Source organism: Paraburkholderia ribeironis (assembly GCF_900019265.1).
In the GTDB taxonomy this organism is placed as follows: Bacteria; Pseudomonadota; Gammaproteobacteria; order Burkholderiales; family Burkholderiaceae; genus Paraburkholderia; species Paraburkholderia ribeironis.
In genome coordinates, this window is sequence record NZ_CYGX02000066.1 from 1 (window position 1) to 25,283 (window position 25,283).

Sequence of the window (25,283 nt, forward strand, 5' to 3'; positions counted from 1 at the left end):
CGTTCGTTAATCGCGCCACTATCCCCTCCAAGCCAGGGGACCCGCTTAAGAATTAGCGGTTTGAAGCCGCTTTCTTTGCCTACTTTCTTTGCGGCATGCAAAGAAAGTAGGTGCCCGCCCCGCACAGGGGCAACGCCAATAGACCACAAGCAAATCAAGGAAAGGCCAACACCCCAAAAGCAACTCAAAGAAAGACCAACACCACAAGCAACTCAAGGAAAGGCCAACACAATAAGAAGCCCACCCAAAGCGCCGCGCAGGCAACAAAAAACCTCTACGCCGCCACCAACATCCCCCCCGCATCGCGGACCAGCTCCCCCTGCCTGGCAGCAAACGCCTCCCCGATCATCAACAGGCTAGGCTGTGAAGCATCAACCCACCTCTGCGCCTCACCTGCAGCAAGCTCCTCGAGCGTCAACGTAAGCATCCGCTCCCGTTCCGTGCTACAAGCCTCGACAATCGCCACTGGCGTAGAAACCGGCTTACCAGCATCGATCAACTGCTGCGCAATCTCAACCCCACTATCCCGACCCATATAAAACACGAGCGAATCCGCATTCACCTGCTCGCGAATCTCATCAGACCCGGGCGCCCGACTAAAGGTAGCAAGCGCGACGCTGCGCGCCACCCCCCGCAACGTCAACGAGCGCTTCAACGAGGCCGCACTCGCCAACGCCGCGGTAATCCCCGGCACCACCTCATACTCGATGCCCGCGGCTTCCAGCGCCCGCATCTCCTCATCGGCGCGCCCGAACAGCATCGGGTCGCCGCCCTTCAGGCGCACCACGACAGCGTGCTCCAAAGCCGCATCCACAATCTGCTTGTTGATGAACTGCTGAGCCGTCGACAATTGCCCGCAACGCTTGCCCACCGCAATCCGCCGCGCGTGCGCAGGCGCATAGTCGAGCATGGCCGGTTCGACCAGCGCGTCGTGCAACACCACATCGGCGGCGCCCAGCAGCCGCGCGCCGCGCACCGTAATCAGGTCCGCCGCACCCGGCCCCGCGCCGATCAGATAAACCTTGCCCATTTGCCCCAACCTGTTGGTGAGTGCGCCAGCCGTGCGCTGCAACGCGGCGCCCGTCGCCGGTCGCGCTTACGCCGAAAACGCCCGGATCATCCCGGCCGCGACGGTGTGGTGCGTCGCTTCGTCGATCAGCACGAATGCGCCCGTGCCCTGATGCGAGTCGTACACGTCGCACACCAGCGGCTTCTGCAACGTCAGCGCCACACGGCCGATGTCGTTCATCGCCAGCTCCTTGCGATCAGTCGCTTGCGACAACGTATGCACGTCGAGCACTTCCTTGATCGAACCGATCCGCGCGAACACCGTGTTGGTGGTCTGCTTCAGCAGATACTTGCGTTGCGTCGACAGCGGCGTGTCGTCGAACCAGCACAGGTCGGCTTCCAGCTTCTTCGCTGGCTCCGGCGCCGCTTCACGCAGCACGAAGGTATCGCCACGCGACACGTCGACGTCTTCCGCGAGACGGATGGTCACCGTCTGACCGGCAAACGCACGGTCGACCTGCGCCGTGCCACCCACCACCGGCGCGATGATCTCGGCGACGGTCGCTTCGCGATTGGCCGGCAGCACGACAATGGTGTCGCCGAGCCTCACTTCGCCGGCTTCGACACGGCCCATGTAGCCGCGGAAATCGTCGGCCTGGCTGCCGTCCTGACGCGCCACCCATTGCACCGGGAAACGCAGCGCCTGGCCCATCGGCACCTCGACCGGCAGCGCTTCGAGCAGATCCAGCAGCGGCTCGCCCGCGTACCAGGGCATGCTTTCGCTTGCCGTGACGATGTTGTCGCCCTTGAGCGCCGACACCGGCACGAAGCGCACATCGGTCAAGCCAAGTTGGCGCGCGAGTTCGACATACGCATCGCGAATCTCGTTGAAGCGCGTTTCGCTGTAGTCGACCAGATCCATCTTGTTGATCGCCACGATCACGTGCTGCAAGCCGAGCAGCTTGACGATCGCGCTATGGCGCTTGGTTTGCGGCAGCAGTTGCGCGACGCCATCGATGAAACTCACGCGCGTCGCGTCGACCAGGATGATCGCCGCGTGCGCGGTCGATGCGCCCGTCACCATGTTGCGCGTGTACTGCTCGTGGCCCGGCGTGTCGGCGATGATGAACTTGCGCTTGGCGGTGGCGAAGTAACGGTACGCGACATCGATCGTGATGCCCTGCTCGCGTTCGGCTTCGAGGCCATCGGTGAGCAGCGACAGATCGATTTCATCGCCGACGGTGCGCTTGTTTTTTGCGCGCGACAATGCCGAGAGCTGGTCGCTCAACACTGCCTTGCTGTCGTACAGCAGGCGGCCGATCAACGTGCTCTTGCCGTCGTCGACGCTGCCCGCGGTGATGAAACGCAGCACGCCGAGGTCTTCTGGTTGATGAATACTCATGATCTACATTTCCTCTGTCGACTGGAGTTAGCGCTTTAGCGCTTACTCCAGTCCCATGCCTTAGAAATAACCTTGCTTCTTACGCTGTTCCATCGCGGCTTCGGAGACCTGATCGTCCATCCGCGTCGCGCCGCGCTCCGTGATTTCGGTCACGGCCGTTTCGGCGATGATCTTCTCGATATCGTCCGCATCGCTTTCCACCGGGCACGTGCAGCTGATGTCGCCGACGGTGCGAAAGCGCACGAGCGCCTGTTCGCTGGTCTCGCCTTCGCGCATCGGCGTGAGCGGCGTGACTGGCACGAGCAGGCCGTTGCGGCGCACGATCTCGCGCTGATGCGCGTAGTAGATCGACGGCAGTTCGAGCTGTTCGCGGGCGATGTACTGCCACACGTCGAGTTCGGTCCAGTTCGAGATCGGGAACACGCGCAGGTGTTCACCGTTATGCAGACGCGCGTTGTACAGGCTCCACAGTTCCGGGCGCTGCGCCTTCGGGTCCCATTGGCCGAACTCGTCACGGAACGAGAAAATGCGCTCTTTAGCACGTGCTTTCTCTTCATCGCGGCGCGCGCCGCCAATCATCGCCGTATAGCCGTATTGCTCGATGGTTTCGAGCAGCGTCACGGCTTGCGCGGCGTTGCGCGAATCGGTTTCGCGGCGCAGGCGCACAGTGCCGCGCTTGATCGAATCTTCGACGTGGCCCACCACCAGGTCCGCGCCGATCTCTTGCGCGCGGCGATCGCGGAAGTCGATCACTTCGTCGTAGTTATGGCCGGTGTCGATGTGCACGAGCGGGAACGGCAACTGCGTCTTGCGGTTCGCGCCGATGCCGAACGCCTTCAGTGCAAGCGCGAGCACCACGACCGAATCCTTGCCACCCGAGAACAGCAGCGCGGGCTTGCTGCATTCGGCGACCAGTTCGCGCAGGATGTGAATCGACTCGGCTTCGAGCCAATCGAGGTGATCCATCCGATTCGCCGTGTTGGCAAGCGGAGCGTTGACAGTGGAATCGAGCGTGGCGCTCATAGCTGCGTCCTTCGTTGATTCGCCCGGCGCGCGGTTGCGCGCGTGGGCGGAAGTATTCAAATCAATATGCGGCGTTCAGGCTGAAAGCCAGGGCCTCAGTGTAGCGAGATTTCAGACCGGGGCGTTTTCGCTGCGGTCCACCGCGATCGGCGTAATCGTCGTAATGTGCAGTCCGCATTCCTTCGTATCGCGCGACTCCCACCACCAGCGCCCTGCCCGGCTATCCTCACCGGGACGAATCGCACGCGTACACGGCTCGCAGCCGATGCTCGGATAACCGCGCGCATGCAGCGGATTGACCGGCACGTCGAAGGCCTTGAGGTAGTCCCAGACTTCGGCTTCGGTCCAGTCCGCGAGCGGATTGAACTTGGCGATGTTGCGCGCGGCGTCGTGCTCCTCATCGTGCAGTTCGGCACGCGTCACCGACTGCTCGCGGCGCTGGCCCGTCACCCATGCGCTGACATCCGACAGCGCGCGGTTCAACGGCTCGACCTTGCGGATTTCGCAGCAGCGCTTGCGCAGATCGACGCTTTCGTAAAACGCATTCAGACCGTGCGAGCTGATGTATTCGTCGACCGCAGCAGCCTGCGGATGAAACTGTTCGATCTCGTAGCCATAGCGCTCTTTCACGCGCTCCAGCATGCCGAGCGTTTCCGCATGCAAACGGCCCGTGTTCAGCGAGAAGATGCCGATCTTCACACCGCGCGACAGGATTGCATGCGTGAGCAGCATGTCTTCCGCCGCGAGGCTGCTCGCGAGCTTGACGTGTGCGTGACGCGCGGCGATCGAATCGAGCAGCGCGTCGAGGCGCTCCACCTTCGCGGCGAGTTCGGCGCTCAACGATTGCACGGCGCTCATGCCGGCACCTTGCTCGCGGCGGTTTGCGCTGCCGCTTGCGACGCGGCGCGGCGGCGGAACAGCGGCGACGGGTTGTCCACGGCGCCCTGGTATTGCACGCTGAATTCATCGAACGCCTTCAGCGCGTCTTCGAAGTCCTTGTCCGCACGCAGTGCATACGCGTCGAAGCCGCAACGGAACATGAAGGTCAGCTGGTCGCGCAGCACGTCGCCGATTGCGCGCAGCTCGCCCTTGTAGCCATAGCGCTCGCGCAGCAGGCGACCGATGCTGTAACCGCGGCCATCGCGGAACACCGGGAAGTCCACGGCGATCACCGCGAGCTTGTCGAAGTCGCCGACGATCTCAGCCGGTTCGCTATCCGGCGCGAGCCACACGCCGAGCTCGGCGGCGCTGCGCGACGCGCTCAATGCATCGCGTTCGGCCTGCCACAGCGCGAGTGGCAACAGCACCTTGCCGGCCGGCAATTCGCTCAGCGCCGGCAACGCGCCGTCTTCCGCCGGACGCACGAGCGTCCAGTCATCGTTGACGATTGCGCGGTTCTTGATGATAGAAGCCATCTGTTCAATATCCTTTTCGCGGTTACGCGTGAGCCGGTTGACGCGAGGCGTACACACGTTCCTTGAACGGGGTGATGCCGATGCGATTGTACGTTTCGATGAAGCGCTCGCCTTCCTGGCGGTTTTCCACGAAGGTGTCGATCACGCGGCTCATCACATCCGGCATTTCTTCCGCCGAGAACGACGGTCCGATCACGCGGCCAAGGTGCGCACCCGTGGCGCCCGAGCTCTGCTCGCCACCGAGCGTCACCTGATACCACTCCGAGCCGTCCTTATCGACGCCCAGAATGCCGATGTTGCCGACGTGGTGATGACCGCACGCGTTGATGCAACCCGAGATGTTCAGCGACATGTCGCCGAGGTCGTAGACGTAGTCGAGATCGTTGAAGCGTTCCTGGATCGCCAGCGCGATCGGGATCGACTTCGCGTTCGCGAGCGAGCAGAAATCGCCGCCCGGGCACGAGATGATGTCGGTCAGCAGGCCAATGTTCGGCGTCGCGAAACCTTGCGCCTTGGCCTTCTCCCACAGCGCAAACAGATCGCGCTTCTTGACGTTGGCGAGAATCAGATTCTGTTCATGCGACACGCGGATTTCGCCGAACGAGTACTCGTCGGCCCAACCGGCGACCGCTTCCATCTGCGCGTCGGTTGCGTCGCCCGGCGCGATCGTGGTCGGTTTCAGCGACAGCGTCACCGAAGCGTAGCCCGCCACCTTGTGCGGCCGCACATTGCGCTCGACCCAGCGCGCGAATGCGCGGTTCTCCAGCAAATGCTTTTCGAACGAAGCGTCCGTGTCCGGCAGCTTGTCATACGCCGGCGGCTGGAAGTACTGCGCCACGCGATCCACTTCGGCCTGGGTGAGTGTCGACGGACCGTCCTTCAGGTGCTGCCATTCTTCCTCGACCTGCGCCGAGAATTTCTCCGGGGAGAGCGCCTTCACGAGGATCTTGATACGCGCCTTGTACATGTTGTCGCGGCGGCCATAGCGGTTGTACACGCGCAGCACGGCCTCGCAGTACGTCAGCAGATGTTGCCACGGCAGATCGCGGCGGATCACCGCGCCGACGATCGGCGTACGGCCGAGGCCCCCACCGGCGAGGATGTCGACCACCAGTTCGCCCTGCTCGTTGTTCCTCAGATACACACCCATGTCGTGGATCTGCACGGCCGCGCGGTCTTCCTTCGAACCCGACACGGCGATCTTGAACTTGCGCGGCAGCCACGCGAATTCAGGGTGGAATGTCGACCATTGACGCAGGATTTCCGCCCACGCACGCGGATCGACCACTTCGTCGGGCGCGACACCGGCGAACTGGTCAGCCGTGATGTTGCGGATGCAATTGCCCGAGGTCTGAATGCCGTGCATCTGCACGGCGGCGAGCTTGCGCAGGATTTCCGGCGTTTCTTCGAGCTTGATCCAGTTGTACTGGATGTTCGAGCGCGTCGAGAAGTGGCCGTAGCCGCGGTCGTGTTCACGCGCGATCTGCGCGAGCACGCGCAGCTGGTCGCTACGCAGGTTGCCGTACGGGATCGCGATGCGATGCATGTAGGCGTGACGCTGCAGATACAGGCCGTTCTGCAGGCGCAGCGGACGAAATTCCTCTTCGCTCAATTCGCCCGACAAGCGGCGGCGAACCTGGTCGGCGTACTGCGCGACCCGTTCATCGACGATGGTCTGGTCGTACTGATCGTATTGGTACATTCGGGGACCCCAATTTTTCGAAACTTGCGTGACACGCGGCGCACCGGTTTCCGCCGCGGCTCGAACACCTGTACTTGGTCAGCTGCCGCAGACGAGCGTTTAGACCGATCGCTCATTTGCTTATGACAAATACAGATATCCATATTGAAAAAGTTGGACAGATCGTAATAAACTCGCCTTATATTTCAAACGACTAAAAAATTCTTTTTATATGCGGAGGGGTTATATATGAACCTGCACCAATTCCGCTTCGTCCGCGAGGCAGTGCGGCAGAACTACAACCTGACCGAGGCAGCCAAGGCGCTGTATACAAGTCAGCCAGGCGTTTCCAAGGCGATCATCGAGCTAGAGGATGAGCTGGGGGTCGAAATCTTCACGCGGCACGGCAAGCGCGTGCGCTCCCTGACCGAGCCCGGCCGCATCATATTGCAATCGATCGAAAAAATCCTGCAGGAAGTCGAGAGCCTCAAACGCGTCGGCAAGGATTACGCGGCGCAGGATCAGGGCAATCTGGTGATCGCCGCCACCCACACGCAGGCGCGCTACTCGCTGCCAGCCGCGATCGCCGAGTTCAAGCGGCGCTTTCCCAAGGTTCACCTTTCGATTCTGCAAGGCAGCCCCACCCAGGTCGCCGAAATGGTGCTGCACGACCAGGCCGATCTGGCGGTCGCCACCGAAGCGATCGCCAACTATAAGGAACTGGTGTCGCTGCCTTGCTTCCAGTGGCACCACGTCGCCGTGGTGCAGCCGGATCATCCGCTGCTGGAGCGCAAGCTTTTGTCGCTGGATGACCTGACCCAATATCCGCTGATCACGTACGACAACGCGTTCGCCGGCCGCACCAAGATCAACGAGGCGTTCCGGCTGCGCGGCCTGCATCCCGACATCGTGCTGGAAGCGATCGACGCCGACGTGATCAAGACCTACGTGGAGTTGGGCCTTGGCGTCGGCATCATGGCGGACATCGCGTTCAACGGCGAGCGCGACCGCCATCTGCGCGCGATGCCGGTCGGCCACCTGTTCGGCAGCAACGTGACGCGCGTCGCGCTGAAACAGGGCGCCTATCTGCGCAGCTACGTGTATACGCTGGTCGAGCTGCTGTCACCGAGCCTGAACCGCAAGCTGATCGAACAGGCGCTCAAGGGCGAGCGCGAAACCTACGAACTTTGATATCACGACGCTTCCCGCTACGGAGCCCCCTGAATGACATCGCATAACAACAAACTTCGCGGCCTCGCCGCTCTCGGCGCGCTCTTGCTCGCCACCTCGGCGCATGCGGACCTGAAGGTCGGCATCGACCTGTCGAGCACCGGCCCGGCGGCAGTGATCGGCATCACCAGCAAGAACGCGATGCTGAAGTGGCCGGCGACGATCGCCGGCCAGAAAGCCGACTACATCTTCCTCGACGACGCGTCCGACCCGGGCGCCGCCGTGCGCAATATTCGCAAGCTGATCAACGAAGACCATGTCGACGTGATCGTCGGCCCGAACATCACGCCGGCCGCGATGGCCGCGCTCGATCCGGTCGCCGAAAGCCAGACGCCGATGATCACGCTGATCGGATCGGCCAGCGTAGTCGAGCCGCAAGAGGGCAAAAAGGTGTGGGCCTACAAGATGGCGCAAACCGACAGCGCGATGGCCGACGTAATGACCCGCTACATGTCCAACCACAACGTGAAGACGGTGGGCTTCATTGGTTTCGCGGACGGCTACGGCGAAAGCTGGCTCAACGAGTTCAGCAAGTTCGCGGCGCTGCGCCATATCCAGCTGGTCGCGACCGAGCGCTATAACCGCACCGACGCGAGCGTCACCGGCCAGATCCTCAAGCTGATGGCCGCGAGGCCCGACGCAATCCTGATCGCCGGTGCCGGTACGCCGACGGTGCTGCCGCAGCGCACGCTGATCGAACGCGGCTTCAAGGGGCCGATCTACCAGACCCACGGCATCGCCACGCCGGAGTTCATCAAGCTCGGCGGCAAGGACGTGGAAGGCACGCTGTTCCCGACCCAGCCGGTGGTGGTCGCGCGCACGCTGCCGGCCGATCATCCGGCGAAGCAGGCGGCGCTCGCGTTCGTCAATGACTATGAAACGAAGTACGGCGCGGGCAGCGTGACGCAATTCGCGGGCGACGCGGCTGGTGTGTATCCGCGCTTGCAGGATGCGGTCGCGCGTGCGTTGAAGACGGCGCAGCCGGGAACGCCGGCGTTTCGCGTCGCGTTGCGCGACGAACTGGAACACGCGCACGAACTGGTGGTGCCGAACGGCGTGGTCAACACGAGCCCGAAGGATCATGTGGGCCTGGATCAGCGCGCGAGTGTGATGGGAGTGATCAAGGACGGCAAGTTTGTTTACTTAAGTCGGTGACGCGTTGACGGAGTGCGCCTGACGGCGGGGTCCAGCATACAACCGCCATTCATCAGGTGCACCATTCGCCGCAGTCGGACTTTTGATAGCACTTCGCCCGGCGCAATAAACATCGCCTGAAGTTTCGACGGCGCAATCGACCACGCGGCTCCCGCAAACGCCTAAACTGGACTGATCCGCATGGGAGACGTCATGGCCACCACCGCTTCGACTGCAGATAACGCCGGTACTGGCATCATCACTGTGGCAAGCGCGCACCCCGGCGCCGCGACGGCCGACCGGCTGCAGGCGCTGATCCGTGAGCGGGGGCTGATGCTTTTCGCCTGCATCGATTTCAGCGGCGACGCAGAGCGAGCCGGGCTCGCTCTGCGCTTCAGTCAACTCGTGATCTTCGGCAATCCCAAGGCCGGTACGCCATTGATGCAATGCGTGCCCACCGCTGCGCTCGATCTTCCGCTCAAGGTGCTCGTCTGGGAAGATGCGAACGGCAGTACCTGGCTGTCGTTCAACTCGACCGACTATCTGCGCCAACGCCACGGTCTTCCGGATGATTTGATGAAGCCGGTCAGTGGCGTGGCCGCCCTGGTGGACGCCGCTGCGCGCTAACGCCTTCAGGCGGGCGCTTTCAGGCACCCGCTTTCACGCTTCGACGCACTCGAGTGACGCTAACAGGACAAAGAGAGCTTCAAGTCCTAGAACGTGTGCGCAATCCCAACCGCAACCGCCAGTTGATTTGCGCCCTTCGCGACGGGCGTGGTAGACCCTGTCGCGCTCAACGCGGACTTCGAGCTGTTGATCACGTAGGTCACGTTCGTATAGAGAGCGGTCCGCTTGGAGAGCCAGTAATCCGCATTGACGCCGGAGCTCAACGCATGTGCCGATACATTGCGATATGAGTGGTAGTAGGAACCCGCCGCTAGCTGAACTTGCGGCGTGACCTTGTACCGCAATCCACCAAACGCCATATATTGCGGCGGGGACGCCTGAAGCGTGGCGGGAATGTTATTGAGCAACAGTTCGTACCCGCCGTAAAGCGTCGCGTTGCCGATCTGCCATGACCCGCCGGCAACGTAGCGGCGCTCGCTGTCGTCCGCCGATGCTACGCTCTGGCCCTGCCGCTGTTCATAGGCAAACGTCAGGTTGAACGCACCTTGCCGATAGCGCGCGCCGACGTCGTACTGCTTGCCGACCCGAAACGCTCCCGGTACCTGACCGCCGTCTGGCACCGTCGAGTCATAGCCGAAGCTGTAAAGCACATTGAGTTCGAACGGTCCCGCATGTTGCAGATACACGAGCGCGTTGTCGGCCCGTCCAACGAACTGCGCGTCCTGCGCTGAAAGCCCGTAGCTGGAATAGTTGAGCGGATCGAGCGCGAGAAAGTAGCGGTACATCGGCGTCATCTGCCGGCCGGCCATCGCGGAGCCGAACCGGTCACTCTCGATGCCTACAAACGCCTGGCGTCCAAAGAGCCGGCCACCCTGCTGCAGCGTTCCATTGTTCACCGCGAAGCCTGACTCGAGTGTGAAGATGGATCGCAGGCCCCCGCCAAGGTCCTCCTTGCCCGTGATACCCCAACGCGAATTGATGCGATTGCCGGAATTGAGCCGGAACAGGGTGCCTGAACCCTGCTTCGCCGCGTGATTCACGTATTCGACGCCGGAATCGACAATCCCGTAGAGCGTAACCGACGATTGAGCATGGACCGCGGCGCTCATGCCCACTCCCAGGCAAACGACCAGCAGATTTCTGATTGTCCTCTCCGTGCCATTCGACTTCATCGTGTCTCCTTTGCGCTTCTTTAACGTAGTTCTACTAATCGAATTGAATCGGGAAAATAGCGGAGTGTGTCGCTTACTCCGGCGTTGGTTCTATTCGCGGGAAATATGCTTGCTGACGAACAACATCGCCACCATGCCCACTACGGGACCGACGGCAAGCGTCAGCAGCGCGAGCATGAACGAATGGGTGTGGCCATACACTTGCCCCACGGCGAGCGGCGAAACCGCGCTGCCTGTTTGCCAGATCGCGTTGGTCCACCCGGCGCTGGCGCCCGCAAGACGCTTGCCTGATGCATCACTGATCTGCGCCATCAGCACCGGCAGGTAGCCGAAAGAGAATGCGCCCAGTATCGGGGCGACCAGATAGAACTGCCTGGTCGTCGAACAGGCACCAAAAATCAGCAACGTGATCGCGAATGCGAGCAGACAGAGAATCGACATCATCCGGCGTGAGACGCCCGGAAGATCTGAAATCCAGCCGAGCGTCGGCTTTGCGATCACCGCCCCAATTCCGAACGACGCGATGATGGAGCCCGCAACGACGGGTGAGATGCCGTATTGCTTCGTCATCAACGCATTGCCCCACGCACCGAAACCCACGGTTGCCCAAAGTCCACCGAAGCCTGCGATGGCGAGAACAATCAGATTGCGGTTGCGCAGCAGGCCGAGCATTTCTTTCGCACTGTTTCGTTTCGGCGGCTGAACGTTGGCCGGCCGGTTCTTCAGGAACAGCAGCGCCACAATGCCCCATGCGAATGTCACGACGCCGAGCATACGGAATGCGTTGGACCAGCCGTGCTGCGCGGAAAACGACGGCACGATCGCATTCGCGAGGACCACGGCCAGCGATGTGGCCGTGGTGTAGATCCCCATCGCGCGGCCCCGGTCGCGCGTAAACCAGGCAGGGATGATTTTCATGCCAGCAGAGTAGTCCGCGCCGGCGGCAAGGCCCATCGCCAGTTGGATCGCGATGCCCGCCGTCAGCGAGCGGGTCTCGCCGAAGAAGAAAGTGAAGACGCCGAGCGGCAGCAGGGCTAGCGTCATCATCGCCCGACCTCCGAGCAGGTCGGTGAGCATGCCGCCAATGACATTGGCAAGAACGTAACCCGCGTAGAAAGCAGTCACGAACGCGCCGAGCATCGCGACACTGATCCCGAGCGAAGCGCCCACGGGTGCGGCGACCGTGCTCCATGCGACGCGATCCACATAGCTCACCAGAAACGCCGCCCAAACGATGAACAATGCAACCCAACGGTAAGCACTGGCTTCAGTGCCCGCCGAGCTTTGGGCGGACCAGACTCCGCCCGATGCGCCGCTTGACGACGTCAGATTTCTCTCCATGACTCCTCCAATGCAGGGCGTGCACGTGGCCGCCCCACTGTTCTAACTGCTGATCCCGCCATTCGAAGCGGGCTCGCCTGGGTTCTACCGCTAAAGGACCGCTAACGGACGTTAAAGGTCCAGCACGAGCATGCTCGACTTCGCACGCGAACAGCACGGCAGGAACTGATCGTTGCGAGCCTGCTCCTCGGGAGACAGATAAAGATCGCGATGATCGGGTTCGCCGTCGATCACACGCGTGACACAAGTCCCGCAGATACCCTGTTCGCACGAGACCGGCACGTCCACACCGGCGTCGGCGAGCGCCTGAGTCACCGTGCGCTGCGCGGGGATCGACACGATACGTCCGGAGCGCGCGAGGCGGACTTCGAAAGCTGCATCATCGCCGGTGTCCAGCTGCGCCGCCGCAAAAAACTCGTAGTGCAACTGGCACTCCGGCCAGCCCAGTGAGCGGGCTGTGTCGAGCACTGCATTCATGAAGCCCTGTGGGCCGCAAACATACAGGTGCGCGTCGGGTTGCGGCTGTGCAAGCAACGCGTGCAAGTCGAGGCGCTGCGCAGCGTCGCCATCGTCGAAGTGATACTGAACCTGCCCTGCCCACGGAGAACTGGCGATCCGTTCGAGGAAAGCGGCGCGCGTACGCGACCGCGCGCAGTAGTGCATCTCGAACGCCGCGCCCGCCCAGCACAGATGCTCGGCCATGCACAGCAGCGGCGTAAGGCCGATACCGCCCGCCAGCAAAAGGTGCTTCACGTGACCATGCGCGAGCGGAAATTGGTTGCGCGGCGCGCTGATGCGAATCTCGTCGCCTTCGCGCAAGGCTTCGTGCATACCCGCCGAGCCACCGCGCGACTGGCCGTCGCGCAAGACTGCGATCTGATATCGCAGACGGTCCGCAGGCGAATTGCACAGCGAGTACTGCCGGACAAGACCGCCGGGGACATGCACGTCAATATGCGCACCCGCGTCGAACGCAGGCAACTCGCGCCCGTCGAGGCTCGCGAATTCGAAACTGACAACGTCTTCAGCTTCGATGCGGCGTCGCGCGACACGCACGGTAAGTGTGGAATCATACATGCTAGTCACCCGTCACATGATCGACAGGCCGCCATCGACCATCAGTGTCGTGCCCGTAATGAACGACGCTTCGTCGCTTGCGAGCCAGAGAATCGGCCACGCAATTTCTTCGGCCGCGGCCCAGCGGCCGATCAACGACGTGTCCTGCCGTTGGCTCTTGAGCACCTCGACACTCTTGCCGGCGGCGCGCGCACGGTTGACGTGAAAGTCCGTCAGCGTCGAGCCTGGACATACGGCATTGACGCGCACGCCGTTCGGCGCTTCCTCGAACGCGAGCGTGCGCGTCATCGCCAGCATGCCCGCCTTGGTGGCATCGTAGAGACCCATACCTTTGCGGCCCGTCACGGCATAGCAGGACGACACATTGACGATACTCGCGGAGCCGGACGCGCGAAGCAGCGCGAGCGCGGCCTTGCAATAGTTCGATGTCCCAATCAGATTCACAGACACCATGTCGTGCCATTCGGCCGGTGTCGCCTCGGCGAGCGGGCTGTAGTTGCGCATGGCGGCATTGTTGACCAACACGTCCAGGCGGCCAAACGAATGGGCGACGAATCTCACTGCGGATGCAGCCTGCTCCTCGTTCACCACGTCGGCCACGAAGGGTTTCACCCTCGCGCGAGCATCGAGCCGCAGCAGTTCATTGGTGACGCGCTCGAGGGCTTCCGGATTCGCATCGACCAGCACCACGGCCGCACCCTCGTCACAGAAGACACGAGCCGTCGCGGCACCTATTCCACCGCCGCCACCTGTGATCAGCGCGACCTTGCCTTGAAGTCTAGTACCTTGCTGCATTTCATGCCGGCGCGATGCCGGCCTCCTTCTCGGGAATACGAACAATGACTCACGCAGCCGGGCCTGTGCCCGGCCCGACAAGTCAGATCGAGTAGATCGGTTGACCCTTGCCGTCGGCAAGGTGGATCACGGCCCACTCCTGCGGCTTCTGATCGCGTGGCAACAGGGCACCCGCTGCACGTACCCGCTGCTGGTCCGCATCGATGGCAGGCGGATCGGAATCGGCGAGCAACGCGGTGGCTGCTTCGAAAAGCATGCGACGCGCCATCACGATTGCGCGGTCCGTCGGCAGCAGCTTTTCCTTGCTGTGGTCCTGAATCGGCCCCATGCTTTCCTGCAGCGACGCATCCTGCATCGCGAAGCCGAACACCCCCGAATACGCGCGCTTTTCCTTCTGCGCCTGGCGGTCGATCAGGTAGTCGTTGTCCTTGTTGGCCTTCGGACGGAACGTGCCTGGCTCGTACTCGCAGTGAATTCCCTTGCCGGCGTTCAGATCCTCCAACTCCTGTTCGTTCAACGGACGATCCGGGCGGAAGTTGATGCTCCAGGCCCAGCAGGTGTGATCGTCGATCGGCACCCAGACGTGGCCCGCCAGCGAGTGATCGCCGAACGGTGGGATCAGAGTGTACCAGGGGAACAGCCACTGCGTGATGCGCCAGTAGTACGAATCCGGTTCGCCGTTGCGCCGGCCGAAGAGCGTCAGGCCAAACGGCTGCTTTTCGATTTCGAATATCACATTGCCGTCTGCCTTGATGTAGTCGAGCGCCTTGGTGCCCTGGTGCATCGGATCGTCGTCGACCTCATAGCGGTGCACGTACGAGACGTGGCTCGTGTCGATGCCACCCTCCATCGCCTGCAGATAGTTCGATTCCTGCAGCCGTTTCGAAACGAACACATGGCTATCCGGCAGGTTGCACCACTCCAGATCCGGCGGCGCCGGCTGGCGGTCCTTCGGTCCCATGTACGCCCAGACGATGCCCGCGCGCTCGATGCACGGATACGCAGTGATGCCCATGTGCTTGCATGCCTGAGGGGCGGACGGTACGTCGACGCACTTTCCGTCGCGATCGAACTTGAGGCCGTGGTACGCGCAGCGAATGCCGTTTTCCTCGTTACGGCCGAAATACAGCGACACGCCGCGATGCGAACAGAACTCGTCGATCAGCGCTGCTTTGCCGTCGGAGTCGCGAAAGGCCAGCAGCTTCTCGCCAAGAATCTGCACGCGCACGGGCGGACAGTCGGGTTCGGCGATTTCGCTCGCCAACAGTACGGGCACCCAGTATCGGCGCATCAGGTTGCCCATTGCCGTTCCCGGGCCGGTGCGCACCAGCGTTTCTGACATGTTCCTGTCCATGGTCTTCCTCCGAATCGATTGCGATTTTGTCCGCTGTGTGAGAATGTATATTCATTCTACGGACAGATTGCGCCAAGTCAAGCATCACGACGAGCGACTTTCTCTACAATGTGAAAACGGCAAGACCCGGACACGGAAAAGGAAATTGCAAATGCAAGAAAAAAAATCGCACGAAAGTGTGCGTGCGGTGGAAAGAGCGCTAGAAATTCTTCTTGCGTTCAAAGTGGGGGACAGGGATCTGACCGTCGCGGAGCTGCTCACACGGGTAAACCTGAGCCGCCCGACGCTGTATCGGCTGCTGAATACGCTCGAACAGAAGGGCTTTATCGCGTCCGAGGGTGAACCTCAGCGGTTTCATCTCGGCAGCGCGGTCGCGCATTTGGGGCACGTATGGATGGGCGCTCACAGCGTCGCGGAGCTTGCGCAACCCATGTTGCGAAACCTTTGGGAGAAAACGTCGGAAACGGTGGCGCTGTTTGTGCCCGACGGCACCTATCGCGTGTGCGTAGCTGAAATGGAAAGTCCGCAACCGCTCAGTTTTCGACGGGGCGTCGGCTACCGCGAGAAGCTCGTTCTGGGTGCGAGTGGGCGCACCATCCTTTCCCAGATGCAACTTTCTGCGGATGATTTGCGCCGCTACGTCTCTGAGCCCAATCAGGATCTGTCAGCACTACTTGCGGATATCGAGACGATCCGCGCGCAAGGCTACGGAACGAGCCGGCATGAACTGATCGAAGGAGCGGTGGCCGTGGCTGCGCCGTTCTTCAATGGCGCGAATCAGATTGCGGGCTCCCTTTGCATCTTCGGTCCAAGCGTGCGTGTCACGAACGAGCGGGTCCTGCAATTTGCCGAGTCGCTCAAACGTGAGGCGAGTAACCTGTCGCGGGCGTTGGGGCAGCAGGGCGTTTAGGTTCTCATATCGACATCCCCGCCTAAGTGGCTCTGGAAGCGCCGAAGATCGCATGCGGTCAAGTGTCATGCATCACATGCCGCGCCCCCACGAGCCTCCGGCAAAATTGTTAAAGTAATACTCTTCCCCCGATCAGCAGCCCCCCACCATGCGCACCACCCGAGCCATCCACGCCGTCGAGCGGTTAAAGACGCGTAGCGGCAATCCGCAGTTCGCCGCGATCAGCCTGTCCGGCGGCCTGTTCTATCTGGTCGACAAATCGAGCGGCATCGACAGGAAGGTCTCCGATCCGCTGACGCTCGACGACTTCGTCAAATTCGTCGACGCGTTCGGCCCGCAGAAACCGCGCAAGGCGAGCAAGCTGGATATCGCGTTCGAAGCGCAGATCAAAAAGAGCAAGGGTGGTTGACGCTTCACCAGCGATTGCAGCCATGGCAGCCATGGCAGCCTTGGAAACTCCAAAGCTCCAAAACTCCAAAACTCCACAAACCCCAGCAGCCAGCTTCGCCAGCCCGAGCCACGTTAACCATCTCCAGCGCTGCAAGCCGCCCCTATCTCCTGCCATCGCCCATCCGCCGCGCTGCTTGCAAGCACCGCATCGATAAAACGCAGCCCCGCCACGCCATCGTCCACCGTCGTCAACAAGCGGCTTTCCGGCGGCGGCGCGCGGCCTTCGTTCAACGCTTCGATCTGCAACGCCGCGTCCTTGTACAACTGGGCAAACGCTTCCAGATAACCTTCCGGATGCCCCGGCGGCACCCGCGTTGCATGATCGGCAATGGCGCTTTTCACGCGCGCGCGGCTCACACGCTCGGCCATTCCACCAAGCGGCGTGAACCACAATTCATTGGGCTCTTCCTGATCGAACGCGAGCCCAGCCTGCGTGCCATACACCCGCAGCCGCAACGCATTCTGCGCGCCGCTCGCCACCTGGCTCGCCCACAACATGCCGCGTGCACCGTTCCGATAGCGCAGCATGGCTTGCACGTGATCGTCGATGCGCCGGCCGGGCACGAACGTATGCAACTCCGCGCACAGCGCATGCGGCGTCATCCCCGTGACGAAGGCCGCGAGCTGATACGCGTGCGTGCCGATATCGCCGAGACAGCCCGCCGGCCCCGCTAACGCAGGATCGGTGCGCCAGCCGGCCTGTTTGTTGGTGCCACTCGACTCGATCGGCTCGGCCAGCCAGTCCTGCGCGTATTCGACCTGCACCACGCGGATCTCGCCCAGCGCCCCGCGCTCGACCAGCTCGCGCGCATGACGCGCGAGCGGATAGCCGGAATACGTATGCGTGAGCGCAAAGAGCCGGTTCTTCTCGCGTGCGAGCCGCGCCAGCGCTTCGCCCTGCGCAAGCGAAATCGCCAGCGGCTTGTCGCATATCACATGGATGCCCGCTTCGAGAAACGCCGTCGCCACCGGCGCATGCAGATGATTCGGCGTGACGATCGCCACCGCGTCGATGCCGTCGTCGCGTGCGGCTTCGGCGCGCGCCATCTCGCGCCAGTCCGCGTAGCTGCGCGCGATGCCGGCCTCGGCGGCGCTCGCCTGCGCGCGTTGCGGGTCGGACGACAACGCGCCCGCCACCAGTTCGAAACGATCGTCGAGCCGCGCCGCGATCCGATGCACCGCGCCGATGAAAGCGCCCTGCCCGCCGCCGACCATCCCCAGCCTGAGCCTTCGCCTTCGTTGCGACATCGTCTGCACTCCTTGCGGTTGACCGACGCGAAACGCGCGCCGCCGGATTGACGCCGGATTGACGTCAGATGCCGAGCACGCGTTTGAGCTGCGCGGCATCGACACCGCTGCCGGCGAAATCGTCGAACGCATGCTCGGCCACGCGAATGATGTGCTGGCGAATGAACTCGGCGCCTTGGCGCGCGCCGTCATGCGGATGCTTCAGCGCGCACTCCCATTCGAGCACGGCCCAGCCGGGAAAATCGAATTGCGCCATCTTCGAGAAGATCGCACCGAAGTCGATCTGTCCGTCGCCGAGCGACCGGAAGCGCCCCGCGCGTTCGACCCAGCCGCTATAGCCGCCATACACGCCCTGCTTGCCGCTCGGACGAAACTCCGCGTCCTTCACATGGAACGCCTTGATGCGCTCGTGATAGATGTCGATGAACGCCAGATAGTCGAGCTGCTGCAGCACGAAATGGCTCGGATCGTAGAGGATGTTGGCACGAGCGTGCTGCTTCACGGCGTCGAGAAAACGCTCGAAGCTCACGCCGTCGTGCAGGTCTTCACCCGGATGCAATTCGTAGCACAGGTCCACGCCGGCTTCGTCGAACGCATCGAGAATCGGCGTCCAGCGTCGCGCGAGTTCGTCGAACGCGGTTTCGACCAGACCCGCCGGACGCTGCGGCCACGGGTACAAGTACGGCCACGCCAGCGCGCCCGAAAACGACACGTGCGTATCCAGTCCCAGGCGCCGCGAAGCCTGCGCCGCGAGCTTCATCTGCTCGACCGCCCATTGCGTGCGCGCTGCCACATCGCCGCGCACATGCGGCGCGGCAAAGCCGTCGAACAGCGCGTCGTAGGCCGCATGCACGGCGACGAGTTGGCCTTGCAGATGCGTCGACAGCTCGGTGATCGCCACGCCCGCGTTGTCGACTGTCTCGCGCAACTCGTCGCAATACGCCTGACTGGCCGCCGCCTGTTCGAGATCGATCAGCCGCGCGTCGCACGGCACCTGGATCCCCTTGAAGCCGAGACCCGCGGCCCAGCCCGCCAGATGCGCGAGATTGTCGAACGGCACCTCGTCGCCCATGAACTGGGCGAGAAAAATCGCCGGCCCTTTGATGGTCTTCATCGTACGGTTCCTCGAACGATCGCGCGCCGCCGACGTTCATGCGGCGAGAACGCCACCAGCGCGCGACGGACGCCGCTCAGAACGGCGAGTCCGGAAAATAGAACTGCTGCGCGTTTTCCTTCGTGATCAGCACCGACGGAATGATCGTGGTGGCCGGCAGCTTGTCGCCTTTCAGACGCGCTTCGGCGGTGAGCTTGATCGCGTCGTAGATGAATTTCGGCGAATACGACACGTCCGCCTTGATCATCGGCGCACCATCCATCACGTTCTTCACCATGCCCTTCGAACCCGCGCCGCCGAACACGATCTTGATGTCGTTGCGCCTGGCCTGATCGATCGCCTTCAGCACGCCGACCGCCATGTCGTCGTCGGCGGCCCAGACGGCGTCGATGTGCTTGAAGCGCGTCAGGTAGTCCTGCATCACCTTGAACGCATCGTCGCGATTCCAGTTCGCGTACTTCGCGTCCAGAATCTTGATGTCCGGATAGTTCTTCATCACACCGGTGAAGGCGGTCCAGCGCTCGTTGTCGAGCGTGGTGGGAATGCCGCGCAGCGCGACGATGTTGCCCTTGCCGTCGAGCGCCTTGGCCAGATACTCGGCCGGGATCTTGCCGAACGCGGTGTTGTCGCCCGCCACATAGGCGTCCTGCGCGCTGGTGTCGGTCAGGCCGCGATCGACCACCGTCACGTACACGCCCTTCTTCTTCACCTGCGCGACCGGTTGTGTGAGCGAGGCCGACTCTTGCGGGAAGATCACGAGCGCGTTGATCTTGTTGACGGTCACGAGATCCTGCAACTGGTTCGCCTGTTCAGGCGCGCCGGCCGCGGTCTTGACGATCACCTTGAGATCGGGGTGCTCTTTCTCCAGATCGGTTTTCGCCTTGTTGGCCCACCAGACGATGCCGCCCGTGAAGCCGTGATCGGCTGTCGGAATCGCGACGCCTAGCGTGACCTTGTCATCGGCACGCGCGGCGCCTGCCGTGCCTAGTATCCCCAACGCCAGCATGCTGGCGCCGATCGCTCGAATGACCTGCTTCATGGTTGTGTCTCCAGTGTCGATGGGAGTTAGCGCTTTAGCTGTCGGCTGGAGTTATCGCTTTAGCGCTTACTCCAGTCCCATGCAAAGCACTTACTCCCGTCCCATGCAACATGGTTGCCAAAATGGGGCGTGCGTGCACCCCGGTTCCCGGACCTGCCCTTGCTCGACTTCCTGCGCTTGACTTCCGCTTGACTGCCGCTATTACCGTTTGAACCGCACCACTATCGCCGACCGCGCTGCACGAACGCGACGAAGATAATCACCACGCCCTGCACCGCCGCGTTCAGATACACGCTGATGATGCTGGTCAGATTCAGAATGTTGGCGATCACCGACAGCAGGATCGCGCCGATCACCGTGCCGATCACGCGCCCTTCGCCGCCCTTGAGCGCCGTGCCGCCGACCACCACCGACGCAATCGCTTCGAGCTCCCACAAGAGACCGGTGGTCGGCGTCGCCGAGCCGAGGCGCGGCACATAGAGCACCGTGGCGACGCCCACGCAGATGCCGAGCAGCACGTAGGTGACGATCTTCACCGTGTCGACGCGAATCGCCGCGTAGCGCGCAACCTGTTCGTTCGAGCCGATCGCCTGCACGTGCCGGCCGAACGCGGTGCGATTGAGGATCAGCGCGCCGCCCGCCGCGACTACGAGGAACACCCAGATCGGCACCGGCACGCCGAACAGGCTCGCGTAGTACACCGGTCCATAAAGATCGGATAACGAATTATTGAGCGTCAGCGCGCCGCCGTCGGCGAGCCACGTGAGCACCGCGCGAAAGATCCCCAGCGTGCCGAGCGTGACGATGAACGGCTCGATGCGTCCTTTGGTGATCAGCAGGCCGTGCGCGCAGCCGAACAACGCGCCGAGCGCAAACGCCGCCACGATGCCGATCGTCACGATCGCGAGCGGCGCAAACGTGTGGCCGGCCGCACCCGACGCGAGCCCGTTCATCAGCCAGATCATGCTGCCCGCGATCAGCGCCGCCATCGAGCCGACCGACAGATCGATGCCCCCCGAAATGATCACGAAGGTCATGCCGACCGCGATGATGCCGATGAACGACGTGCGCGTGAGGACGTTCATCAGGTTGTCGAGCGTCGCGAAATCGCGGTTCAAGAGCGTCCCGACGATGCACAGCAGGATCAGCCCGACGAGCGGCCCGAGCGCGTACAGTCGATGCGCAAAGCGCAGCGCGCGGCCGGGTTGCACGGTTTCAGTGGGTGCCGGTCGCATGGGCGATCAACTCCTCTTCGGTCAGATGCTCGAGCGTGAGCGTCGCCTGCAAACGTCCCGCGCGCATCACGGCGACGCGGTGGCACAAGCCGATCAGCTCGATCAGTTCGGATGAAATGACGATCACCGCGCGACCCTGTGCGGCGAGACGATGAATCAGGAAGTAGATGTCGCGCTTCGCGCCGACATCGACGCCGCGCGTCGGCTCGTCGAGCACGATCACATTCGGGTCGGGCTGCAGGAACTTGGCGAGCGCGAGCTTCTGCTGGTTGCCGCCGGAGAGCATGCGTGCGCGGCTCGACAGGTCGCCGGTGCGGATGCCGAATTCGCCCACGGCTTTGGTCAGCGCCGCGCGTCCCGCCTTCAGATCGAGCAGCGGATGCGCGTAGCGTTCGAGTGTCATCAGCGTGACGTTGTCCTGCAGGCTCAGGTTCACGTGCAGACCCTTGCCCTTGCGGTCCTCGCTGAGATACGTGAGACCGTGGCGCATCGCGTCGCGCGGGCTCTTCAAATCGACGCGGTGGCCGCCGATCTCGATGCGCCCCGCCGTGCGCCTGCGCAGCCCGATGATCGCTTCGAACGCCTCGGTGCGTCCCGCGCCGACGAGGCCCGCGAAACCGAGCACTTCGCCGGCGCGCACGTCGAAGCTCAGGTCATCGACCCACTCCGGCACCGTGAGGCCGCTCACCTGCAACGCGAGCGGCGCGTCGGCGGATACGGTCAGCTTCGCGGGGAACATGTCGGACACGTCGCGCCCGACCATCAGATTCGCCATCTGCTGGCGCGCGAGCGCCGCGGTCTCGCTGCGCGCGACGAAGCGGCCATCGCGCATCACGATCACTTCGTCGGTGATGCGCTCCACCTCGTCGAGCTTGTGCGAGATGTAGACGATCGTTACGCCGTCGGCCTTGAGCTTCGTCATCAACGTGAAGAGCCGCTCGGTCTCCGACGGCGTCAGCGTGGCGGTCGGCTCGTCCATGATCAGGAGGCGAGCGCGGCGCGACAATGCCTTGGCGATCTCCACCATCTGCTTTTCCGCAACGATCAGCTCGCGCACCCTGGTGTCCGGCGCTTTCGCCAGACCGACCTGCGCGAGATAACGCGCGGCGTCGGCGCGCATCGCCGCGTCGTCGACGAACCAGCCGCGCCGCTTCTCGTGTCCGAGATACATGTTCTGCGCGATCGTCAGATGCTCGGCCAGATTGAACTCCTGATGGATCAGCACGATGCCCTGCGCTTCGGCGTCGCGCGAGCCTGTGAACTGCCGCGCGTGACCTTCGACCAGCACGGTGCCCGAAGTCGCGGTCTCGTACCCGGCGAGGATTTTCATCAGCGTCGACTTGCCCGCGCCGTTCTCGCCGAGCAGACCGTAGATGCGCCCTGGCGCCAGCTCGAAGCTCACGCCGTGCAGCACGCGCACCGGTCCGAAGTCTTTGCGGATGTCGTCGAAACGGATCGCGAGGCTCATGATTCACGCGCTCCCGCGAATCACGAGCCGATGCGGCAGCAGCACGCCCGGCACGTTCGCGAGCGGATTGGCGAGGCGCTGCAGCAGCAGACGCGCGGCGGTTTCGCCGAGCTCGCGCATCGGTTGCGCGACGGTGGTGAGCGGCGGATCGACTTGCGCGGCGAGCGAAATGTCGTCGAAGCCGAGCACCGCGACGTCGTCCGGCACCCGCTTGCCGACGCTGCGCAAACCGTGGATCACACCGATCGCCAGCGTGTCGGACACCGCGAAGATCGCGCTCGGGGCATCCGGCTGCTCGCTCAGCGTGACCGCGGCCGACGCGCCCGCTTCATAGTCGAGGCTGTTCAGGTTCATCCGCCAGCGCGCCTGCGGCGTGATGCCCGCGGCGCTCAGCGCATCCAGATAGCCTTGCTGGCGCTGCCGCGCGTACAGGTAGCCGACATCGGAATTGATCAGCCCGATGCGCCGGTGGCCGCGTGCGAGCAGATGCCGCACCGCGTCGCCGGCCGCCCGGTAGTTGTCGATGCCCACATACGGCACGCCGACGGCCGGGTCGAACTCGCAGCACGCGACCCAGGGCAACGCGCCGGACGCCTCGCCGAGTGCCTGCTGGATGGTGTCCGGATCGAGGCAGATCGCGCCGTCCGCGCGGCGGCGGCGCAGCAGGTCGAAATAGCTGCGCTCGCGGCCCGGGTCCGCGCCGGTGTCGCACAGCAGCATGAAGTAGCCGTGCTGGCGCGCCACGCTGTCGATACCGCGCACGATCTCCGCATAGAACGGGTTGCCGACGTCGGGCACCATGGTCAGCAGCAGGCGGCTTTCGGCCGTGCGCAGATTGCGCGCGAGTTCGTTGACGCGATAGCCGCTCGAGTCGATCGCGGCGAGCACCTTGTCGCGCGTGGCGGGCCGCACGTTCTCGTGACCGTTCAGCACGCGCGACACGGTAGCGACCGACACCCCCGCCTGCTCGGCCACACCGGCGATCGACAGGCCTTCGGCCGCATGCAGCGGCCGGATTCCAGGCTGGGAACGGGTCCCGGACGATACTGCCGGGGCCGTCTTGGACGTCGATCGGGGCACGTGAGCTCGCGTCGAAAATGTAATCGATTACATTTTTGGACGATCGAAGCGGGAAGCGCAAGGACGGATTGCTAGGGATTAATACGGGGGCGCGGCGGGCACGGGCGATCTGGCGGGGGGCGCTGCGTTGACAACCGACAACAGCCAGCCACCGGTGCAGTGTGCCCGCTCTGCCCGCTCTGCCCGCTCTGCCCGCTCTGCCCGCTCTGCCCGCGAGGATACGGCGCAGCGGCGCCATTTGATACAATCCCGCAGTTACCCTGACGCGGCATGCGAAGTGGCTTTCGCGCAGCCCCCGCTCAGAGACAAAAATTCAGTGGCGGAAGTCGTCCAACGCCCCGCCGCACGCCAAACCAAACCGCCGAATCCACCATGAATATCGAGCAAGCGCGTTTCAACATGATCGAACAGCAGATCCGCCCCTGGGAAGTGCTCGACCAGGACGTGCTGAATCTGCTCTCGATCGTCAAGCGTGAGAATTTCGTCCCCGCCGCCTACCGCGAGCTGGCCTTCGCCGACTTCGAGGTGCCGTTGCCGGCCGGCCAGCACATGCTGGCGCCGCGCGTCGAAGCGCGCGTGCTGCAGGAGCTGGCGGTGAAGAAACACGAAAGCGTGCTCGAAATCGGCGCCGGCTCGGGCTACATGGCGGCGCTCCTCGCGCATCGCGCGCAGCACGTGCTGACGGTGGATATCGAACCGGAACTGGCAGCACTCGCGCGCAACAACCTGATCGCCAACGGCGTGCTGAACGCCGAGGTCACTACCGGCGACGCTGCGCGCGGCTGGGCCGGTGCCGCACCGTACGACGTGATCTGCGTGTCGGGCGGCCTGCCGGTGCTGCCGCAGGAAATCCTCGAACATCTGAAGATCGGCGGGCGCCTCGCGGCATTCGTCGGCACCGCGCCGGTCATGAAGGCGCAGATCATCACGCGTATCGACGAGAAGCAGTACCGCATCGCCGACGTGTTCGAAACCTATGTCGAGCCGCTCGTCAACGCGGTGCAGCCGCCGCGCTTCAAGTTTTAAGGCGCGCCTCGATCCGTACGGCGGCCACTTGCGCCGTCCCCTGAACTGGATGTCCCGCTGATGCAAAACCTGACCGCTACGGCGCTCGCCGAATGGCTCGCCGATACCTCCCGTCCCGCGCCCGTCCTGCTCGACGTGCGCGAGCCGTGGGAACTGCAGACGGCGTCGATCGCCGGCGCCGTGTCGATTCCGATGCGCGAGATTCCCGCGCGCAGCGAAGAACTCGACGACGATGCGCAGATCGTCTGCGTCTGCCATCACGGCGCGCGCAGTGCCCAGGTCGCGATGTTCCTCGAATCGCGCGGCCATACCAACGTATTCAATCTGCAAGGCGGCATCGACGCGTGGTCGCGTCAGGTCGATCCGTCCGTACCTACCTACTGAGCGCATCGGCGCGATTACGCGCCAGCGGGCGCTCGTCCTCGCGACGGCGCTGTGGCGGTCTGGCGGTCTG

Annotated in this window: 24 protein-coding genes; 7 read left to right on the plus strand and 17 right to left on the minus strand. The window is 63.2% G+C overall.

Annotation, left to right across the window (positions count from 1 at the left end):
• Positions 1 to 274: 274 nt before the first annotated feature.
• The 6 genes from cobA to BN2475_RS26225 form a co-directional block, all read right to left on the minus strand.
• Complete coding sequence (cobA, locus tag BN2475_RS26200; RefSeq protein ID WP_094782403.1) at positions 275 to 1,030, minus strand: uroporphyrinogen-III C-methyltransferase; 756 nt, start codon at positions 1,028 to 1,030, stop codon at positions 275 to 277.
• Between the two features lie 66 nt (positions 1,031 to 1,096).
• Positions 1,097 to 2,413 carry a sulfate adenylyltransferase subunit 1 gene (locus tag BN2475_RS26205; RefSeq protein WP_162494344.1) on the minus strand — a complete coding sequence of 439 codons (1,317 nt, stop codon included), beginning with the start codon at positions 2,411 to 2,413 and terminating at the stop codon, positions 1,097 to 1,099.
• A 57-nt stretch (positions 2,414 to 2,470) separates the two neighbouring features.
• Positions 2,471 to 3,433, minus strand: coding sequence for a sulfate adenylyltransferase subunit CysD (cysD, locus tag BN2475_RS26210; protein ID WP_094782381.1), 963 nt, complete (start codon positions 3,431 to 3,433; stop codon positions 2,471 to 2,473).
• Between the two features lie 111 nt (positions 3,434 to 3,544).
• Complete coding sequence (locus BN2475_RS26215) at positions 3,545 to 4,291, minus strand: phosphoadenylyl-sulfate reductase (protein ID WP_094782382.1); 747 nt, start codon at positions 4,289 to 4,291, stop codon at positions 3,545 to 3,547.
• Positions 4,288 to 4,848 carry a DUF934 domain-containing protein gene (locus tag BN2475_RS26220; RefSeq protein ID WP_094782383.1) on the minus strand — a complete coding sequence of 187 codons (561 nt, stop codon included), beginning with the start codon at positions 4,846 to 4,848 and terminating at the stop codon, positions 4,288 to 4,290. The genes BN2475_RS26215 and BN2475_RS26220 overlap by 4 nt, the downstream gene beginning before the upstream one ends.
• Before the next feature lie 22 nt (positions 4,849 to 4,870).
• Positions 4,871 to 6,550, minus strand: coding sequence for a nitrite/sulfite reductase (locus BN2475_RS26225; RefSeq protein WP_094782384.1), 1,680 nt, complete (start codon positions 6,548 to 6,550; stop codon positions 4,871 to 4,873).
• 228 nt (positions 6,551 to 6,778) lie between these two features.
• Between BN2475_RS26225 and BN2475_RS26230 the strand changes: the two genes are divergently transcribed.
• The 3 genes from BN2475_RS26230 to BN2475_RS26240 all read left to right on the plus strand — a co-directional run bounded on the left by BN2475_RS26230 (position 6,779) and on the right by BN2475_RS26240 (position 9,520).
• Positions 6,779 to 7,720, plus strand: a complete 942-nt coding sequence (locus BN2475_RS26230; RefSeq protein ID WP_094782385.1) for a CysB family HTH-type transcriptional regulator — start codon at positions 6,779 to 6,781, stop codon at positions 7,718 to 7,720.
• Between the two features lie 33 nt (positions 7,721 to 7,753).
• Complete coding sequence (locus BN2475_RS26235; protein ID WP_094782386.1) at positions 7,754 to 8,914, plus strand: ABC transporter substrate-binding protein; 1,161 nt, start codon at positions 7,754 to 7,756, stop codon at positions 8,912 to 8,914.
• A 192-nt stretch (positions 8,915 to 9,106) separates the two neighbouring features.
• Positions 9,107 to 9,520, plus strand: a complete 414-nt coding sequence (locus tag BN2475_RS26240; RefSeq protein ID WP_094782387.1) for a DUF302 domain-containing protein — start codon at positions 9,107 to 9,109, stop codon at positions 9,518 to 9,520.
• A gap of 86 nt (positions 9,521 to 9,606) precedes the next feature.
• Here the strand turns inward: BN2475_RS26240 and BN2475_RS26245 are convergent, their stop codons facing one another.
• The 5 genes from BN2475_RS26245 to BN2475_RS26265 form a co-directional block, all read right to left on the minus strand.
• A complete protein-coding gene (locus BN2475_RS26245) occupies positions 9,607 to 10,692 on the minus strand; it encodes a porin (RefSeq protein ID WP_094782388.1) in 1,086 nt (361 codons plus the stop codon).
• Between the two features lie 90 nt (positions 10,693 to 10,782).
• Positions 10,783 to 12,033 carry an MFS transporter gene (locus BN2475_RS26250; protein ID WP_094782389.1) on the minus strand — a complete coding sequence of 417 codons (1,251 nt, stop codon included), beginning with the start codon at positions 12,031 to 12,033 and terminating at the stop codon, positions 10,783 to 10,785.
• A 111-nt stretch (positions 12,034 to 12,144) separates the two neighbouring features.
• Entirely contained in the window at positions 12,145 to 13,110 is a 966-nt protein-coding gene (locus tag BN2475_RS26255) for a PDR/VanB family oxidoreductase (RefSeq protein ID WP_094782390.1), read from the minus strand.
• Between the two features lie 12 nt (positions 13,111 to 13,122).
• The gene (locus tag BN2475_RS26260; protein ID WP_094782391.1) at positions 13,123 to 13,905 is read right to left on the minus strand and encodes an SDR family NAD(P)-dependent oxidoreductase; all 783 of its coding nucleotides are present in this window, start codon (positions 13,903 to 13,905) and stop codon (positions 13,123 to 13,125) included.
• A gap of 82 nt (positions 13,906 to 13,987) precedes the next feature.
• Complete coding sequence (locus BN2475_RS26265; RefSeq protein ID WP_094782392.1) at positions 13,988 to 15,259, minus strand: aromatic ring-hydroxylating dioxygenase subunit alpha; 1,272 nt, start codon at positions 15,257 to 15,259, stop codon at positions 13,988 to 13,990.
• A gap of 151 nt (positions 15,260 to 15,410) precedes the next feature.
• On the opposite strand from BN2475_RS26265, the gene BN2475_RS26270 reads away from it, so the two are divergent.
• Both BN2475_RS26270 and BN2475_RS26275 read left to right on the plus strand, forming a co-directional pair.
• Positions 15,411 to 16,169, plus strand: a complete 759-nt coding sequence (locus BN2475_RS26270) for an IclR family transcriptional regulator (RefSeq protein ID WP_094782393.1) — start codon at positions 15,411 to 15,413, stop codon at positions 16,167 to 16,169.
• A 148-nt stretch (positions 16,170 to 16,317) separates the two neighbouring features.
• Positions 16,318 to 16,578: a hypothetical protein gene (locus BN2475_RS26275; protein ID WP_094782394.1), complete on the plus strand. Its 261-nt coding sequence runs from the start codon at positions 16,318 to 16,320 to the stop codon at positions 16,576 to 16,578.
• A 113-nt stretch (positions 16,579 to 16,691) separates the two neighbouring features.
• On the opposite strand, the gene BN2475_RS26280 is transcribed toward BN2475_RS26275, so the two are convergent.
• The 6 genes from BN2475_RS26280 to BN2475_RS26305 form a co-directional block, all read right to left on the minus strand.
• Complete coding sequence (locus BN2475_RS26280) at positions 16,692 to 17,867, minus strand: Gfo/Idh/MocA family protein (RefSeq protein ID WP_094782404.1); 1,176 nt, start codon at positions 17,865 to 17,867, stop codon at positions 16,692 to 16,694.
• Between the two features lie 64 nt (positions 17,868 to 17,931).
• Positions 17,932 to 18,981 carry a sugar phosphate isomerase/epimerase family protein gene (locus tag BN2475_RS26285; RefSeq protein ID WP_094782395.1) on the minus strand — a complete coding sequence of 350 codons (1,050 nt, stop codon included), beginning with the start codon at positions 18,979 to 18,981 and terminating at the stop codon, positions 17,932 to 17,934.
• A gap of 76 nt (positions 18,982 to 19,057) precedes the next feature.
• Positions 19,058 to 20,020, minus strand: coding sequence for a substrate-binding domain-containing protein (locus tag BN2475_RS26290; RefSeq protein WP_094782396.1), 963 nt, complete (start codon positions 20,018 to 20,020; stop codon positions 19,058 to 19,060).
• A gap of 221 nt (positions 20,021 to 20,241) precedes the next feature.
• Positions 20,242 to 21,255 (minus strand): ABC transporter permease, encoded by a 1,014-nt coding sequence (locus BN2475_RS26295; RefSeq protein ID WP_094782397.1) that lies wholly within the window; start codon positions 21,253 to 21,255, stop codon positions 20,242 to 20,244.
• Positions 21,236 to 22,723 carry a sugar ABC transporter ATP-binding protein gene (locus BN2475_RS26300; protein ID WP_094782398.1) on the minus strand — a complete coding sequence of 496 codons (1,488 nt, stop codon included), beginning with the start codon at positions 22,721 to 22,723 and terminating at the stop codon, positions 21,236 to 21,238. Before BN2475_RS26300 ends, BN2475_RS26295 begins: the two co-directional genes overlap by 20 nt.
• Positions 22,724 to 22,726: 3 nt before the next feature.
• A complete protein-coding gene (locus BN2475_RS26305) occupies positions 22,727 to 23,803 on the minus strand; it encodes a LacI family DNA-binding transcriptional regulator (RefSeq protein ID WP_094782399.1) in 1,077 nt (358 codons plus the stop codon).
• A 372-nt stretch (positions 23,804 to 24,175) separates the two neighbouring features.
• Here BN2475_RS26305 and BN2475_RS26310 point away from each other — a divergent pair, with 372 nt between their 5' ends.
• Both BN2475_RS26310 and BN2475_RS26315 read left to right on the plus strand, forming a co-directional pair.
• On the plus strand, positions 24,176 to 24,829 hold the full coding sequence (locus tag BN2475_RS26310; protein ID WP_094782400.1) for a protein-L-isoaspartate O-methyltransferase family protein: 654 nt from the start codon (positions 24,176 to 24,178) through the stop codon (positions 24,827 to 24,829).
• Positions 24,830 to 24,889: 60 nt separating this feature from the next.
• Positions 24,890 to 25,213, plus strand: a complete 324-nt coding sequence (locus BN2475_RS26315) for a rhodanese-like domain-containing protein (RefSeq protein WP_094782401.1) — start codon at positions 24,890 to 24,892, stop codon at positions 25,211 to 25,213.
• The last annotated feature ends 70 nt before the right edge of the window (positions 25,214 to 25,283 follow it).

What these genes read in the sequence shown, in the direction of transcription:
- BN2475_RS26290 (WP_094782396.1), bottom strand. Translation starts at nt 20,020, where the DNA reads ATGAAGCAGGTCATTCGAGCGATCGGCGCCAGCATGCTGGCGTTGGGG.
- BN2475_RS26245 (WP_094782388.1), bottom strand. Translation starts at nt 10,692, where the DNA reads ATGAAGTCGAATGGCACGGAGAGGACAATCAGAAATCTGCTGGTCGTT.
- BN2475_RS26240 (WP_094782387.1), top strand. Translation starts at nt 9,107, where the DNA reads ATGGCCACCACCGCTTCGACTGCAGATAACGCCGGTACTGGCATCATC.
- cobA (WP_094782403.1), bottom strand. Translation starts at nt 1,030, where the DNA reads ATGGGCAAGGTTTATCTGATCGGCGCGGGGCCGGGTGCGGCGGACCTG.
- BN2475_RS26215 (WP_094782382.1), bottom strand. Translation starts at nt 4,291, where the DNA reads ATGAGCGCCGTGCAATCGTTGAGCGCCGAACTCGCCGCGAAGGTGGAG.
- cysD (WP_094782381.1), bottom strand. Translation starts at nt 3,433, where the DNA reads ATGAGCGCCACGCTCGATTCCACTGTCAACGCTCCGCTTGCCAACACG.
- BN2475_RS26300 (WP_094782398.1), bottom strand. Translation starts at nt 22,723, where the DNA reads ATGAGCCTCGCGATCCGTTTCGACGACATCCGCAAAGACTTCGGACCG.
- BN2475_RS26280 (WP_094782404.1), bottom strand. Translation starts at nt 17,867, where the DNA reads ATGTCGCAACGAAGGCGAAGGCTCAGGCTGGGGATGGTCGGCGGCGGG.
- BN2475_RS26235 (WP_094782386.1), top strand. Translation starts at nt 7,754, where the DNA reads ATGACATCGCATAACAACAAACTTCGCGGCCTCGCCGCTCTCGGCGCG.
- BN2475_RS26270 (WP_094782393.1), top strand. Translation starts at nt 15,411, where the DNA reads ATGCAAGAAAAAAAATCGCACGAAAGTGTGCGTGCGGTGGAAAGAGCG.
- BN2475_RS26310 (WP_094782400.1), top strand. Translation starts at nt 24,176, where the DNA reads ATGAATATCGAGCAAGCGCGTTTCAACATGATCGAACAGCAGATCCGC.
- BN2475_RS26275 (WP_094782394.1), top strand. Translation starts at nt 16,318, where the DNA reads ATGCGCACCACCCGAGCCATCCACGCCGTCGAGCGGTTAAAGACGCGT.
- BN2475_RS26265 (WP_094782392.1), bottom strand. Translation starts at nt 15,259, where the DNA reads ATGGACAGGAACATGTCAGAAACGCTGGTGCGCACCGGCCCGGGAACG.
- BN2475_RS26315 (WP_094782401.1), top strand. Translation starts at nt 24,890, where the DNA reads ATGCAAAACCTGACCGCTACGGCGCTCGCCGAATGGCTCGCCGATACC.
- BN2475_RS26220 (WP_094782383.1), bottom strand. Translation starts at nt 4,848, where the DNA reads ATGGCTTCTATCATCAAGAACCGCGCAATCGTCAACGATGACTGGACG.
- BN2475_RS26225 (WP_094782384.1), bottom strand. Translation starts at nt 6,550, where the DNA reads ATGTACCAATACGATCAGTACGACCAGACCATCGTCGATGAACGGGTC.
- BN2475_RS26250 (WP_094782389.1), bottom strand. Translation starts at nt 12,033, where the DNA reads ATGGAGAGAAATCTGACGTCGTCAAGCGGCGCATCGGGCGGAGTCTGG.
- BN2475_RS26295 (WP_094782397.1), bottom strand. Translation starts at nt 21,255, where the DNA reads ATGCGACCGGCACCCACTGAAACCGTGCAACCCGGCCGCGCGCTGCGC.
- BN2475_RS26285 (WP_094782395.1), bottom strand. Translation starts at nt 18,981, where the DNA reads ATGAAGACCATCAAAGGGCCGGCGATTTTTCTCGCCCAGTTCATGGGC.
- BN2475_RS26260 (WP_094782391.1), bottom strand. Translation starts at nt 13,905, where the DNA reads ATGCAGCAAGGTACTAGACTTCAAGGCAAGGTCGCGCTGATCACAGGT.
- BN2475_RS26255 (WP_094782390.1), bottom strand. Translation starts at nt 13,110, where the DNA reads ATGTATGATTCCACACTTACCGTGCGTGTCGCGCGACGCCGCATCGAA.
- BN2475_RS26230 (WP_094782385.1), top strand. Translation starts at nt 6,779, where the DNA reads ATGAACCTGCACCAATTCCGCTTCGTCCGCGAGGCAGTGCGGCAGAAC.